The organism is Streptomyces sp. NPDC037271, assembly GCF_055603605.1.
On sequence record NZ_JBVJVN010000023.1, the window covers coordinates 105,006 to 118,470 of the forward strand.

General features: G+C 69.9%; 13 protein-coding genes and 1 pseudogene. 2 read left to right on the forward strand and 12 right to left on the reverse strand.

Annotated features, from left to right (window positions below):
• Nucleotides 1-564: 564 nt before the first annotated feature.
• The 7 genes from ACZ7G3_RS29120 to ACZ7G3_RS29150 form a co-directional block, all read right to left on the reverse strand.
• Nucleotides 565-1,203, reverse strand: a complete 639-nt coding sequence (locus ACZ7G3_RS29120) for an aspartate/glutamate racemase family protein (RefSeq protein ID WP_470929018.1) — start codon at nucleotides 1,201-1,203, stop codon at nucleotides 565-567.
• Nucleotides 1,204-1,250: 47 nt separating this feature from the next.
• Nucleotides 1,251-1,595 carry a GNAT family N-acetyltransferase gene (locus ACZ7G3_RS29125; RefSeq protein WP_470929020.1) on the reverse strand — a complete coding sequence of 115 codons (345 nt, stop codon included), beginning with the start codon at nucleotides 1,593-1,595 and terminating at the stop codon, nucleotides 1,251-1,253.
• A gap of 33 nt (nucleotides 1,596-1,628) precedes the next feature.
• Entirely contained in the window at nucleotides 1,629-2,048 is a 420-nt protein-coding gene (gene panD, locus ACZ7G3_RS29130; protein ID WP_470929022.1) for an aspartate 1-decarboxylase, read from the reverse strand.
• A gap of 42 nt (nucleotides 2,049-2,090) precedes the next feature.
• A complete protein-coding gene (locus ACZ7G3_RS29135) occupies nucleotides 2,091-2,228 on the reverse strand; it encodes a hypothetical protein (protein ID WP_470929024.1) in 138 nt (45 codons plus the stop codon).
• A 644-nt stretch (nucleotides 2,229-2,872) separates the two neighbouring features.
• Nucleotides 2,873-3,307: a cobalamin B12-binding domain-containing protein gene (locus tag ACZ7G3_RS29140; RefSeq protein WP_466279391.1), complete on the reverse strand. Its 435-nt coding sequence runs from the start codon at nucleotides 3,305-3,307 to the stop codon at nucleotides 2,873-2,875.
• A gap of 29 nt (nucleotides 3,308-3,336) precedes the next feature.
• A complete protein-coding gene (locus ACZ7G3_RS29145; RefSeq protein WP_470929027.1) occupies nucleotides 3,337-4,935 on the reverse strand; it encodes an acyl-CoA mutase large subunit family protein in 1,599 nt (532 codons plus the stop codon).
• Nucleotides 4,932-5,603 carry a 4'-phosphopantetheinyl transferase family protein gene (locus ACZ7G3_RS29150; protein WP_470929029.1) on the reverse strand — a complete coding sequence of 224 codons (672 nt, stop codon included), beginning with the start codon at nucleotides 5,601-5,603 and terminating at the stop codon, nucleotides 4,932-4,934. The genes ACZ7G3_RS29145 and ACZ7G3_RS29150 overlap by 4 nt, the downstream gene beginning before the upstream one ends.
• A gap of 230 nt (nucleotides 5,604-5,833) precedes the next feature.
• Between ACZ7G3_RS29150 and ACZ7G3_RS29155 the strand changes: the two genes are divergently transcribed.
• Nucleotides 5,834-6,094 (forward strand): DUF5988 family protein, encoded by a 261-nt coding sequence (locus tag ACZ7G3_RS29155; RefSeq protein WP_470929031.1) that lies wholly within the window; start codon nucleotides 5,834-5,836, stop codon nucleotides 6,092-6,094.
• Nucleotides 6,095-6,277: 183 nt separating this feature from the next.
• On the opposite strand, the gene ACZ7G3_RS29160 is transcribed toward ACZ7G3_RS29155, so the two are convergent.
• Nucleotides 6,278-6,544 (reverse strand): MMPL family transporter, encoded by a 267-nt coding sequence (locus tag ACZ7G3_RS29160; RefSeq protein WP_470929043.1) that lies wholly within the window; start codon nucleotides 6,542-6,544, stop codon nucleotides 6,278-6,280.
• Nucleotides 6,545-6,877: 333 nt separating this feature from the next.
• Nucleotides 6,878-8,222, reverse strand: a pseudogene (locus tag ACZ7G3_RS29165) (acyl-CoA mutase large subunit family protein).
• A 144-nt stretch (nucleotides 8,223-8,366) separates the two neighbouring features.
• Between ACZ7G3_RS29165 and ACZ7G3_RS29170 the strand changes: the two are divergent.
• Complete coding sequence (locus tag ACZ7G3_RS29170) at nucleotides 8,367-8,621, forward strand: DUF5988 family protein (RefSeq protein ID WP_466279401.1); 255 nt, start codon at nucleotides 8,367-8,369, stop codon at nucleotides 8,619-8,621.
• Between the two features lie 142 nt (nucleotides 8,622-8,763).
• On the opposite strand, the gene ACZ7G3_RS29175 is transcribed toward ACZ7G3_RS29170, so the two are convergent.
• The 3 genes from ACZ7G3_RS29175 to ACZ7G3_RS29185 form a co-directional block, all read right to left on the reverse strand.
• Entirely contained in the window at nucleotides 8,764-10,911 is a 2,148-nt protein-coding gene (locus ACZ7G3_RS29175; RefSeq protein WP_470929033.1) for an MMPL family transporter, read from the reverse strand.
• Nucleotides 10,912-11,005: 94 nt separating this feature from the next.
• Nucleotides 11,006-12,583, reverse strand: a complete 1,578-nt coding sequence (locus tag ACZ7G3_RS29180) for a PH domain-containing protein (RefSeq protein WP_470929035.1) — start codon at nucleotides 12,581-12,583, stop codon at nucleotides 11,006-11,008.
• Nucleotides 12,580-13,122 carry a PH domain-containing protein gene (locus ACZ7G3_RS29185; protein ID WP_466279406.1) on the reverse strand — a complete coding sequence of 181 codons (543 nt, stop codon included), beginning with the start codon at nucleotides 13,120-13,122 and terminating at the stop codon, nucleotides 12,580-12,582. Before ACZ7G3_RS29185 ends, ACZ7G3_RS29180 begins: the two co-directional genes overlap by 4 nt.
• Nucleotides 13,123-13,465: the final 343 nt, after the last annotated feature.

The following is a 13,465-nucleotide window of genomic DNA, read 5'->3' on the forward strand; positions in this document are numbered from 1 at the left end:
CGTGTTTTTCTTTGGATGTGTTCACCCACCGGGGGGGGTGGGGGGGGGGGGGGGGTGGGGGGGGCGGGGGGGGGGCGGCTCCCCCCCCCCCCCCCCCCCCCCCAGTACCCTCCTTCCGTTCGTGCGGCCGTTGCCCGCGGCTCAGGTGAGCGGTGGTCCCGGTTCCGGGTTGGGCACCGGCTCCGGCCCCGGCGGGATCGGCGACGGGGAGGGCTCGGGCGGACCGGGGTGCGGGGGCGGCGGGGTCGGCTGCGGGCCCGGAGGCGGGGGCGCCGGCTCCGGACCCGGGCCGGGCGGAGGCAGAGGTGTCGGGGCGGGGCCCGGCGGCGGCACCGGGTGTGGCTGTGGCTCCGGGTCCGGACCGGGTGCGGGTCCCGGGGTGGGCCCTGGTGGAACGGGATCCGGATACGGGTTCGTCATGACGCTGTCCTCCGGCCAGTCGGTCGACATCGGCTCTGGACTTGTCCCCCGCCTACCCGACGGCCGTCCCCTCACTCACTCCCCCGCAGGAACGGCCGGGCCCAGGTGGCCCACCATCCCGGGTGACACGGCGGCGGAAGAGTACTACCCGAGACGTGCGGCCGCCGCCCCGGCGGCCAGGCCGGGCGCGGGGCTGGCCAGCACCGGGACCGCGGACCTGGTCGCCGCCCGGGCCGGCGCCATGGACGCCTGGGCCAGGACGATCACGTCCGCGCCGGTCACGGCGTCGGCGGCCTCGGCCACCAGCCGCAGGTAGCCCTCGGTGTCCCCGGCCTCGAACCGCGGCCAGGCGCCGTCGACCAGGAGGGGACGCACCTCGACGGAGCGGCCGGCCCTCCGGGCCTCCTCTCCGATCAGTGCCGTCGTCGGCGCGAGCGTGCTCTCCAGGGCGGCGAGGACGACGACACGTGAGCCGGCGGCCACCGCGGCGGCGGCCATCGGCCGGTCGACCCGCAGCACCGGCACCCCTGCCCGGCCGGCGGCTGCCTCGGCGACACCACCGAGGGTCGAGCACGTGCACAGAACGGCCCGTGCCCCCTCTGCGACGGCCTGCCGCAGCACGGCCCGTACGGCATCCGTCACCGCCTCCGGCCCCTCGCGCCGCGCCCGCTCCAGCAGCTCGGCGTCGACGTGGTGCCGCAGTTCCAGACCCGGGTGCGCCTCGTCACGCAGGGCGTCGAAGACCGGGACGTGAACGGGCGAGGTGTGCAGCAGCGCCAGCACGCGCGGCCCCTTCGTCGTGGTTGCTCGTGATCCTCGCCATCCCCGGTTCAGAACCGCCCGGGATGCGCCGCGAGCCACTCCCTCGCCGCACGCAGCAGCTCGGGACCGGCCACGGGTGCCTCGTCCGGGTGGCGCTCGGCCCACTTCGTGACGTACGAACACAGCGGGGCGACGGCGACGCCCTCGCGCCGCGCGCCGGCGTACAGCTCACGTGCCAGCGAGCCCGCGACGCCCCGGCCCTCGTGGGCCGGCTCGACGACGGTGTGCACGGGGACGAGGGCGCGCTCGGGCTCGTCCAGCACGAAGTACTCGATACGCCCGACGACCTCACCGCCTGCGACCGCCTCCAGACGGCCCGCCGCCCGCTCGTCACGGATCTCGATGTCGCTCACGGCCACGCTCCTCGTCCGCGCAGGTTCGGTACGTCAGGCCGACACGGCCTGCGGGCTGCGTTCCTGGTCCGAGCCCGGTACCGGCTCGGACGCATCGGCGCCCAGGGCGACGATACGGTTGTCGCCGTCCACGTGCACGACCCGCGGCTTCAGCGACCGCGCCTCGGCGTCGGTGACCTGGGCGTAGCTGATGATGATCACCAGGTCACCGGGGTGGACGAGGTGAGCGGCGGCCCCGTTGATCCCGACCACGCCGGAACCCCGCTCGCCCTCGATGACGTACGTCTCCAGCCGGGCACCGTTCGTGACGTCCACGATGTGAACGAGCTCACCGGGCAGCAGGTCGGCGGCGTCCAGCAGATCGGCGTCGATGGTCACCGAACCGACGTAGTGCAGGTCGGCCTGGGTGACGGTGGCTCGGTGGATCTTGGACTTGAACAGAGTTCGCAGCACTTTGGACTCCTGGAAGACGGCTCCCTGCCAGCTTTCTGCAGGTCAAGGGCTTTGTTCACTGTACATGGGCATGCCTTTGACTCGAAGACCCTCAACAAAATCGTGCGCCGTGGTGAGCGGGCTTCTCACCAGCGCGATCTGCGCGAACCAAGCTGCCGCGAAGCCGTCGACCAGGAGCATGTACGCCAGACTGCCCAAGGACGGGCCTTCTGAGGAGGGATACCCCAGGGCGTGTTCCAGCTGTCCGGACTCCCTGCCCCCGGACGACAGCCGGGTGGCCTGTCAGCCTGCGGTTCCGGCGTCTGCAGACCAGTAGGCCAGAATCTGGCGTACGTCTGTGGTGACATGGTGATGCGGGCCCAGAGCTCGTGTCGCCTGGTCGGCCACGTTCGCCATTTGCGCGCGGGCGCTCTCGGACTGTCTGGTCCGCCGCGACGACACGGCAGCCGTACCGCGGATCGTCTCCCGGCTCGGACAAGCCGGGAGAAGACTTGCCGACGGCGACGAGGCGACGGAGGCCGCCCAGCTCGTCGCCCTGCAGCAGGCGCTCGGCGAGCTGCCCAAGAAGCAGCGCGACCGGCTCGGTCCAGGCATCGGACGGGCCGTTCTCCTCAACGGCTTCACCTACGACAAGGACGGGACCGAACAGGCCCGCCGTGTGCAGCCCGGCGCCGCCTATCTCACCCAGGCGCTGGAGAGCGCCGACGGGGACCGGTTCGAGGTCACGGCACGCAGGACGCCCGGTCTCGTCTGCGGCGTGGTCCCGGTGACCACCGACGTCGGCGACATCGTCCCGCCGCCGTCCACGATGTCGAGGCGCCGCCTCAGCCCACCGAAGCGCCGATGCCGCGGGCGCCGCGCTGCGGGCGCATCTTCGTCGTCACCCACTCGACGACCTGCTGTGGCGAGGCGCCAGGTGTGAAGAGAGCGGCCACTCCCCGTTCCAGCAGAGGCGGGATGTCGGCGTCGGGAATGATCCCTCCGCCGAAGACGGTGATGTCCGAGGAGTCGGCCTGTCGGAGCAGATCGACGACCTCGGGGAAGAGGGTCATATGGGCGCCTGAGAGGACGGACAGGCCGATCCCGTCGGCGTCCTCCTGGATGGCGGTGGCCACGATCTGCGCGGGTGTCTGGTGCAGTCCGGTGTAGATGACCTCGACTCCGGCATCCCGCAGGGCACGTGCGATGACCTTGGCACCGCGGTCGTGGCCGTCGAGGCCGGGCTTCGCCACGACGACACGGAGGGGTTCGTGCGGCACAGGAGCTCCTTCGAATGGGTTGTCCGCTTTTACGCTGCGTCAGCGGGGACGTAGGTGCCCCAGATCTCCCGCAACGCGTTGCACACCTCGCCCACCGTCGCGCGAGCCCTGAGCGCGTCCTTCATCGGGTAGAGGACGTTGTCCTCGCCCTCCGCCGCCTTCCTCAGGGCCGCCAGGGCCGCGTCCACCGCGCCCTGGTCGCGCTCGGCGCGAAGTCCGGCTAGGCGTTCGGCCTGCTGTGCCTCGATGGCGGGGTCGACGCGCAGCGGCTCGTACGGCTCTTCGTCGTCGAGCTGGAAGCGGTTGACGCCGACCACGACCCGCTCGCCGGAGTCGGTCTCCTGGGCGATGCGGTACGCGCTGCGCTCGATCTCGCTCTTCTGGAAACCGTGCTCGATGGCCGCCACCGCGCCGCCCAGCTCCTCCACCTTCGCCATCAGCTCCAGCACCGCTGCCTCAACGTCGTCGGTCATCTTCTCGATGACGTAGGAGCCGGCGAAGGGGTCGACCGTGGCGGTGACGTCCGTCTCGTAGGCCAGGACCTGCTGGGTGCGCAGTGCAAGGCGGGCGGACTTGTCCGTGGGCAGCGCGATGGCCTCGTCGAAGGAGTTGGTGTGCAGCGACTGCGTGCCGCCGAGCACCGCTCCGAGGCCCTGCACCGCCACCCGGACCAGATTCACCTCCGGCTGCTGCGCGGTCAGTTGGACGCCTGCCGTCTGCGTGTGGAAGCGCAGCATCCACGACTTGGGATTCTTCGCGCCGAACTCGTCCCGCATCACTCGCGCCCAGATCCGGCGCGCCGCGCGGAACTTGGCGACCTCCTCGAGGAGCGTCGTACGGGCGACGAAGAAGAACGACAGGCGCGGCGCGAAGTCGTCGACGTCCATCCCGGCCGCGACCGCCGTGCGGACGTACTCGATGCCGTCGGCGAGGGTGAAGGCGATCTCCTGCGCGGGCGAGGCACCCGCCTCGGCCATGTGGTAGCCGGAGATCGAGATCGTGTTCCACTTCGGGATCTCGGCCCGGCAGTACTTGAAGATGTCCGCGATCAGCCGCAGGGACGGCTTGGGCGGGAAGATGTATGTCCCCCGCGCGATGTACTCTTTCAGCACATCGTTCTGGATCGTGCCCGTCAGCTTGTCGGCGCTGACGCCCTGCTCCTCGTCCACCAGTTGGTACAGGAGCAGCAACAGCGCGGCCGGGGCGTTGATGGTCATCGACGTGGACACCTGGTCCAGCGGGATGCCGTCGAAGAGGATCCGCATGTCCTCGACGGAATCGATCGCCACACCCACCTTGCCGACCTCGCCGTGCGCGATCGCGGCGTCGGAGTCGTGGCCCATCTGGGTTGGCAGGTCGAAGGCGACGGACAGACCCATCGTGCCGTTGGCGATCAGCTGCTTGTAGCGGGCGTTCGACTCCGTGGCGGTGCCGAAACCGGCGTACTGGCGCATGGTCCACGGTCGGCCCGTGTACATCGACGGGTAGACACCGCAAGTGAAGGGGTACGCGCCCGGCTCACCCAGTTTGTCCGCCGCATCCCAGTCCGCCAGGGCCTTGGGCCCGTACACCGGCTCGATGGGCAGTCCCGACTCCGACTCGCGCACGAAGGTTCTCCTTGATGTCATGCCGTCCTCCCGACGGCGTCGCTCGTCACGGCGATCGCCGTGACCACCAGTCCCTGGCGTGCCAGCCACGCGCCGTCGAAGCCCGACAGGCGGGTGCCGGCCACCACCGGTCCTGGTACCAGCAGACGGGCGGAGAAGCTGCCTGCCGTCGGATCCACCTCGATCAGGGCCTCGTCGAAGTCCAGCGGGCGTCCGGTGAGGGGGTACCACGCTTTGTAGACGCTTTCCTTGGCGCTGAACAGCAGCCGGTCCCAGCACACGTCGGGCCGTCGGGCGGCGAGGCCGGTGAGCATCCTGCGCTCCTCGGGGATCGTCACCGCCTCCAGGACGTCCTGGTCGGGCAGCGGCCGGTCGGGCTCGGCGTCCACGCCCACGGTCACCACATCCTCGACGAAACCGACGGCAGCCGCGCGGTATCCCGCGCAGTGCGTCATGCTGCCGACCACGGAGGCCGGCCATCGGGGGGCGCCACGGGTGCCCGGCAGGATCGGCACCGGGCCCAAGCCGAGCTGCCCGAGCGCCTCACGGGCGCAGGCCCGTACCGTGCGGAACTCCGCTTGCCGTGCCGGCACCGAACGGGCCACGAGTGCGGCCTCCTCGGCGAACAGCACGGGCGGGACGGCGGGGTCGCCGAACGCCTCGGCGGCGGCCATCGGTGCGGGCAGCAATTCCTCTATCATTCGGCGCCCGACACGGCCGGGTGACTTCTTCCGGCAAGCTTCTGCATTCCCCCGACGATAGACAGATGACTCACGCAGGTGTACCCCTACCAACCCCTTATGCCGCACCCAGTCCGTTTGCGGCGGAGTGACCCGACTGCCGTTGCCCTAAGGGTAATTGAGGGGTATCCAAAAAAGGCCGACCCGAAGAAGAATATTGGCGTGACGATAGGAGGCCCATGCGTAGAGTCACCCCGGATTCCTCTGCCATGGCGATGAGCTCGGTGCGGCTGGAGGGCGGGCCCAGTGCGTTGTCCGGATCGATCGAGTTGACCGAGATGGAGGAAGTGATCTTCTCCGCGGAGAGGATCAAAATCCGTTACGGCAACGGGTACGAGCATTTCGAGCCCGTCCAGGCTCCGCTGCATCGGACCGGCAACGGGGCGGAATCCGAGCTCATGACCTTTCGGTGGGTCGGCCGCACCAAAATCGCCGAGTAGGCGGAGCCACCCGCTCTGCGGAACTGCGCCCCGCCTACGAGTTCGAAGACCAGCAGTGGCCCCGAACCTTGGCTCGGGGCCACTGTCGTGTGCCGTTTGCCGGCGGGTCACGCGAAGCGAAGGCCGGGGTCACGGACGATCCGTGACCCCGGCCTCACTTGTCTGCGGTGCCGGCCCGATGGTTCAGTCCCGTCGGCTGCCGGAGCACCACGGCGCGTACGAGCCGCTGTCCTGAACGGGTCCCGCGTGCTGGTCCGCCGGGAGCGGCGCACTCTGGTGCGCCGCCGGCGGATGGATGCGGCGCGGCCACCAGGCGGCGCGTCCGAACAGGGTGGTGAGGGCCGGTGTGAAGAACATCGCCATGACGAACGAGGCGATGACGATGCCGAAGGCGACCGCGAAACCGGTCTGCCCGACCCCGAGGCCCTTGTCCCTGAGGTGCTCGATCACTCCCCGGGAGGGGGCACCCCCAGTTCGGCCTCGTCCGGGGACGGTCGAGGTCCGCCGCAAAAACGCGCTCGCGGCCTTCAGAATCTCGTTCGCCCGCCTCAACTGCGCGTTCTCCCTGCGGAGCTGCCTCAGCTCCTCGCGCTCGGCGGTGGTCAGCCAGATGCCCAAGTCCTTCGCGACATGCGCGATCGGACGGCCGGAAGTGCGAACCTCGCGGACGGCCCTCGCACGGAGCTCGAACGGGTATTTACGTGGTGCTGGCACTGCTCGCGGTTCTCCTTCGGGCCAGGATCATAAGCCTGGTGTCAGGGACTCCACGAAACCGGGGTCGGCTCAGTGTGCGGGGTGCCGTCTGGTGCCGCGTGTGGGCAGGGGACGGTGCGCTCCCCAGATGTCGCGCAGTGCGTTGCAGACCTCGCCGACGGTGGCGCGTGCGCGCAGCGCGTCCTTCATCGGGTAGAGGACGTTGTCCTCGCCCTCCGCCGCCTTCCTCAGGGCCGCCAGGGCCGCGTCCACCGCGCCCTGGTCGCGCTCGGCGCGAAGTCCGGCTAGGCGTTCGGCCTGCTGTGCCTCGATGGCGGGGTCGACGCGCAGCGGCTCGTACGGCTCTTCGTCGTCGAGCTGGAAGCGGTTGACGCCGACCACGACCCGCTCGCCGGAGTCGGTCTCCTGGGCGATGCGGTACGCGCTGCGCTCGATCTCGCTCTTCTGGAAACCGTGCTCGATGGCCGCCACCGCGCCGCCCAGCTCCTCCACCTTCGCCATCAGCTCCAGCACCGCTGCCTCAACGTCGTCGGTCATCTTCTCGATGACGTAGGAGCCGGCGAAGGGGTCGACCGTCGCCGTCACGTCCGTCTCGTAGGCCAGCACCTGTTGCGTGCGCAGTGCAAGGCGGGCGGACTTGTCCGTGGGCAGCGTGATCGCTTCGTCGAAGGAATTGGTATGCAGCGACTGCGTGCCGCCCAGCACCGCCGCCAGGCCCTGGACCGCGACGCGCACCAGGTTCACCTCCGGCTGCTGAGCCGTCAGCTGCACCCCGCCGTCTGCGTGCGGAACCGCAGCATCCACGACTTGGGATTCTTCGCCCCGAACTCGTCCCGCATCACCCGCGCCCAGATCCGCCGGGCCGCACGGAACTTGGCGACCTCCTCGAGGAGCGTCGTACGGGCGACGAAGAAGAACGACAGGCGCGGCGCGAAGTCGTCGACGTCCATCCCGGCCGCGACCGCCGTGCGGACGTACTCGATGCCGTCGGCGAGGGTGAAGGCGATCTCCTGCGCGGGGATCCCGTCGAACAGCACCCGCATGTCCTCGATCGAGTCGATCGCCACACCCACCTTGCCGACCTCGCCGTGCGCGATCGCGGCGTCGGAGTCGTGGCCCATCTGGGTCGGCAGGTCGAAGGCGACCGACAGACCCATCGTGCCGTTGGCGATCAGCTGCTTGTAGCGGGAGGTGGACTCCACCGCCGTACCGAAACCGGCGCACTGACGCATCGTCCACGGACGGCCCGTGTACATCGACGGATACACACCGCGGGTGAAGGGATACCGGTCCGGCTCACCCAGCTTCTCCGCGGGTCCCAGCCCTCCAGCGCCTCCGGACCGTAGACCGGTTCGATGGGCAGTCCGGACTCCGACTCACGCACGACGGGGCTCCTTAAACACGGAGAGTGGATTCGGCCACTGGCTCCGAAGATAGGAGTCGGCGCCGGCTTCCGCGTACCCCTGGATGTGCGGTAATCCGTAGGGGGAATTCAGGGGTGTCAAAGGGTGAGCGAGGCAGAGAGGATTCGTGGCGAGACGAGAGGAGGCCCATGCGTATGGTTGCCCAGGAATCCTCCGCCATCGCGCAGAGCCAGGTGGAGCTGGAAGGCGGTCCCGGTCACTTGTGCGGGACAGTGGTACTCGCCGAACTCGACGAAGTGATCTTCTCCGAGCAGAAGATAAAGATCCGTTATCTCAATGGATATGAGCACTACGAATCCATCGGCGCATCCCAGCGGACAGCGGACGAGGGTGCCGTGTCCACTCCCGTGAAGTTCCGGTGGATCGGGCGGACCAAGATCGCAGAGTAGCCGAGAGCCGCATCCGTCCCCGTCCCACCGCTCCGCGCCCCGCCGACCGCCGGCGGGGCGCCGTGCTGTCCGGCGACATGACCGTGTGAAGGAGGGACCGCCACCCGTTCGGGTGGCGGTCCCTCCTTCGGGTTCTGAAGCCTCAGCGCCGGTCGGCCGTCGACGGGGTGCGGCTGTCCGTCCTGTCCGGAGCGGGCGTAGCTGTGGGTGCGATGCGGCGGGGCCACCATGCCGTACGGCCGAGGAGGGTCGTGAGCGCGGGGGTGAAGAACATCGCCATGACGAAGGAGGAGATGAGGATGCCGAAGGCGACTGCAAACCCGGTCTGGGCCAGCGTGGGCTCGTTGGCGAGCAGCATCGCGGCGAAGCTGCCGGCCAGGATCACGCCGGCGGCGGCCACCGTGGGGCCCGCGTGCCGGATGCTCTTCGCCGTCGCCTGCCGGGCGCTGAGGCCTTCCATGGCCTCTTCCCGCAGACGGGCCACCATCAGGATGTTGTAGTCGGTGCCGATGGCCACGACGAACAGGTACATGATGACCGGCAGGAAGAAGGTCAGCCCGGCCTGGCCCTCGATGTGCTGGAAGAGCACCACGCTCGCGCCGAGGGTCGCCCCGAAACCGAGGGCGACGGAGATCATCAGGTAGATCGGTGCGACGAGGCTGCGCAGCAGCAGTCCGAGGATCAGCATGATGAGCGCGGCGGCGGTCGGGAACACCACCGAGAAGTCGCGGTTGACGGCCTCGTTGATGTCGACGTACACGGACGTCACGCCGCCCACCTTGGCCTCGGTGCCCGCCGGGGCGCCACGGTGGGCGGCGGTGCGCAGCGGGCCACGGACGATGTCCATCGCCTTGCTGCCGTTGGGATCGACCGAGAGGATCACGCTGAACTCGGCGGTGCGGCCGTCCTTGCTCAGCTGCGAGCGGGACACCGAGCCGACTCCCTGGACCTCCTTCAGCCGCCCGGCGTAGGCGGTCATGTCGGCCCCGCGCAGCTTGTCGCCGCTGGTGGACCGCAGGAGCACGGTGCTGGGGTTGGTGCTACCGGCGGGCAGGTCCTGACGCATGGCGTGCAGGGCGACGGAGGACTCCTGGGCGGAGTCGGCGGACGCCTCGGACGCGAAGGTCGGCTTGTAGCCGAGTGCCCCGACCGCGAGGACGATCATGAGCAGGCCCGAAGCGGCGGCGAACAGCCCGGGGCGGCGGGCGACGGCGTTGCCCATGGCACCGAAGCGGGCCGCGCGGGCCTCCCGGCGCCAGGCCTTGGAGGGCCAGAACACCTTGGTGCCCATCAGCGAGATGATCGCCGGTATCAGAGTCAGGCAGGCGAGCAGGGTCACGGCGATCGCGATGGACAGCGAGGGGCCCATGGAGGCGAGGAAGCCCAGCGAGGACAGCAGCAGCGCCATGAAGCAGACGATGACGGCGCCGGCCGCGCAGGCGATGGCCTCGCCGACCCGGCCGATGGCCGAGACCATAGCGGTCTTCGGGTCCTCCCCGATCCGCAGCCGCTCGCGGTAACGGAACATCAGGAACAGGATGTAGTCCGTCCCGACGCCGAAGAGCACCACGATCAGCAGCGAGGACACGGAGCTGTCGGCCTTGAGGTGGAACACCTCGGCGGCGGTGGCGATCAGTCCGTTGGCCACCTGGGAGACCAGGACGATCCCGACGATGGTGATGATCGTGATGGTCGGGCTGCGGAAGATGATCGTCATCAGCACGATGATCAGGACCAGGGTGCCCACCCAGATCAGACCGTCGGCCTTCTTACCCGCCTCCTCGGCGTCGTAGGCGGTGGCCGCGTCACCGGTGACGCCGGCCTTGAGGCCCGTGCTCTTCACCAGTGGCTTCATGTCCTCGCGCATGTCGACGACGGTGTGCTGCTGGCTCTTGTCCCCGGCCGGCACGTCGGCCATGGACACCAGCACCGTCTGCACCTTCTTGTGCGGGGACGGTGGTGCGACGATGACCTGTTCGACCTTGTCGTATTTCTTGCGTTGCAGGATCTGGCCGATCTCGGCCACCTTCCGGGAATCGGCCTCCTCGAGGGCCTTGCCGTCCTCGCGTGTGAACACCACGATCGCGGACGGGCTGAATCCCTGCGGGAACTCCTTCTCCTGGATTTTCTGCGCCTGGATCGACTCGTAGTGCCCGGGGAGAAACTCCGCCTGGTCGGTCGTGGTGGTCAGGGTCGGCGCGAAACCGATGACGGCCGCTCCGGCGATGAGCCAGCTGGTGATCACCAGCCAGCGGTGGGCTACTACGAAACGGCCCAATGCTTTGAACATGGTTCCTCCACTGCGGCCGCGCCGGAGCACTTGGTCTTTCCAGGGCTTGGCGGGGCTCGTCGGTCTTCGTGTGACGCTGTCGGCGCCGGGTCGGTCAGTGCGGCAGGGGGCCGACCGGGGTGCGTTCCATGAACGGCTCGAGCAGGCCGGTAACCGCCACCGAGGCGAACCGGAGTGCTGCGACGGCGTCCATGTCGGGGATGCGGACCACGCCCCGGCCCGCCGCGGTGGTGGCGCTCAGCGTGAGCAGTCCGGCGCGGCGCTGGAAGTACGACTGCCTGCCGCGCCAGCCGATGATCCCGTCCCGTCTGAGCGCCACCGTGCGGCGGACGAAGGTGCCCTGCCGCACCACGACGTATCCCTCGGTCAGCCCGTGTCCGAGGCCGCGGTAGGCGTCACGGGCGAACAGCGCACCGAAGGGCACCAGCAGGGCAGCGCCGCCGAGGCTCCACCACGGCAGCAGGCCGGTTGCGGCCAGGCCGCCGAGCACGGCCGCGACCGCGGCGGGCAGCAGCAGGCAGCCACGCAGCACCCGCCGGCGCAGCGCGGCCCGGGGGTGGCCCCGCAGCACCGCCTCGGCGATGGGTGAGGCGGCGTCGTGCAGCACCTTGGCGGTCACCTCGTGCACGGCTGCCAGAGGGGCGGCGGGCAGCAGCTGCGCCGGGTGCGTCAGATGGTTGCTGTTCCTGGTGAGCCCGGTGGCCAGGACGTTGACCCGGGCGGCACGGGCCCAGCGCAGCGGCAGCGGCTGGACGATCTCGACGCCGCGGATCCGGCGTTCCTCCACGGACACCGACCGGGAGGTGAGCAGCCCGCGGGTCATGTGCAGCAAGCCGCCGGGCTCGCGCTCCAGACGGTGCCCGAACCACGCCTCGGCGAAGGCGGCCAGGGCGCCTGCCACGCCGATGGCGAGCAGCACGGCGATGACCACGGCGACGGCCACGACCGCCGGCAGGGACGACAGCCAGTCCCAGACCGTGCGGGCGGTGCCCAGCTTCGTGATGTCGATCCCGAAGCTGTCCAGGAGCTTGGACAGGCCGGTGACGACCGCCATCACCCCGGCCAGTGTGGTGACGGTCAGCGGGGCATAGCGCGCCCAGGACCAGCGCATCCGGGCCAGCCGCACCGGCACCTCGGGTGCCGGGCCCGCGCCGCCGGTCGTCTGACGCAGCAACAGGGCCCGGAGTTGGACCGCCTGTTCCCGGGAGATCCCGTCCAGGACGAGTTGCTCGTCCTCGTCACGGCCCTGGTGCTCGCCGGTGCCGATCTTCACGGCGGCGAGGCCGAAAAGCCGGTGCACCGGGTTGGCCGTCAGGTCGGCGCTGCGCACCCGGTCCCGCAGGATCGACTTCTCCTTGCGGAAGAGGAGCCCGGACCGCAGCTCGACCTTGCGGGCGGTGAAGCGGAATCGGGTCGTGCGGTAGCGAACCCACTCGTGGCCGGCCTGCACCGCAGCGACGACGATGTAGGAGCCGAGCGCGATCCAGCCGTGTGCGTTCAGTCGCCCGGCGGCGAGGATCATCGCGCCGACGAGCGGAATCGTCGGTCCGGCCAGCCAGCCGATGCTGACCAGGACCATCCTCGGGTGCAGCCGCTGCCACGCTTCCTGTTCCACCTCTTCCTGGGCGGCGGACGTCTCGGGCACCGGGTGGGTCTCCGTACGGCTGCTCACGTGCCGTCCTCCTGCAGCGCGCGGACGTGTTCGCTGAGGCGCTCGACCATGTCGACGGCGAGCTGGTGGTCGAGGCCCTCAATGGTCACGGGGCCGGCGGCCGAAGCGGTGGTCACGGTCACCGCGGAGAGCCCGAAGAGCTGCTGGAGCGGACCGCGCTTGGTGTCCAGGGTCTGGATCCGGTTGAAGGGCGCGACCCGCCACTCACGGACGATCCATCCGGAGGTGGTGCACACGGCCTCGCCGCCGGCCTCCCAGCGGTGCACGCGGTACCGCCACCACGGAGTCAGCAGGACGTACAGGGCACCGAGCGGGCAGGCCACGGCGAGGGCGGCGCGCAGCCAGCCCCGGGCGTCCGGGGCCAGCACGTAGGCGGTTGCGAGTCCGCCCAGGACCGGGGCCACGAGCAGCAGGTTCTGCGTCATCCACCAGCTCACGGCTCGCCGGGACAGGCGGTGGCGCGGCACCAGTCGGCCGGTCGGGAGCCCCGAGCCGGTGCCCCAGGCGTCCCGCGGCGACCGCCACTCCTCTTGTCGCACTGCTCGTCCCTCTCCTCGGGCCCCTCTTCGGCGTTTACCTCATCAGCCAAGCAAGCCGGAGCGGGGGTGTGGGAGAGCGCTTCGTGGGAAGTGGCAGCGACCAAGGTTGCTTTCTCAGCCGTGCGATACCGACTTTCGTACGGTCTGCGCCCGGCAATGCAACTCGCCCGTACCCGCTGCTCCCTTGCCGCCAGTACGGTGGCTGGCGTGAAAAGCCCGAATCGCTTCTTGGGCCACGGAGTCCTGCTGGATGTTGTTCTGGTTGTCGGGCTCGTGGCGCTCAATGTGTATGTGGCGGTGTGGAGTGGTTTGCCGGAAGGGGGTCGTTCCGGTGTGGGGCGTT

Excerpts from the sequence above, each read along its gene's own strand:
- ACZ7G3_RS29175 (WP_470929033.1), bottom strand. The coding sequence starts at position 10,911 with ATGTTCAAAGCATTGGGCCGTTTCGTAGTAGCCCACCGCTGGCTGGTG.
- ACZ7G3_RS29155 (WP_470929031.1), top strand. The coding sequence starts at position 5,834 with ATGCGTAGAGTCACCCCGGATTCCTCTGCCATGGCGATGAGCTCGGTG.
- ACZ7G3_RS29170 (WP_466279401.1), top strand. The coding sequence starts at position 8,367 with ATGGTTGCCCAGGAATCCTCCGCCATCGCGCAGAGCCAGGTGGAGCTG.
- ACZ7G3_RS29145 (WP_470929027.1), bottom strand. The coding sequence starts at position 4,935 with ATGACATCAAGGAGAACCTTCGTGCGCGAGTCGGAGTCGGGACTGCCC.
- ACZ7G3_RS29135 (WP_470929024.1), bottom strand. The coding sequence starts at position 2,228 with ATGCTCCTGGTCGACGGCTTCGCGGCAGCTTGGTTCGCGCAGATCGCG.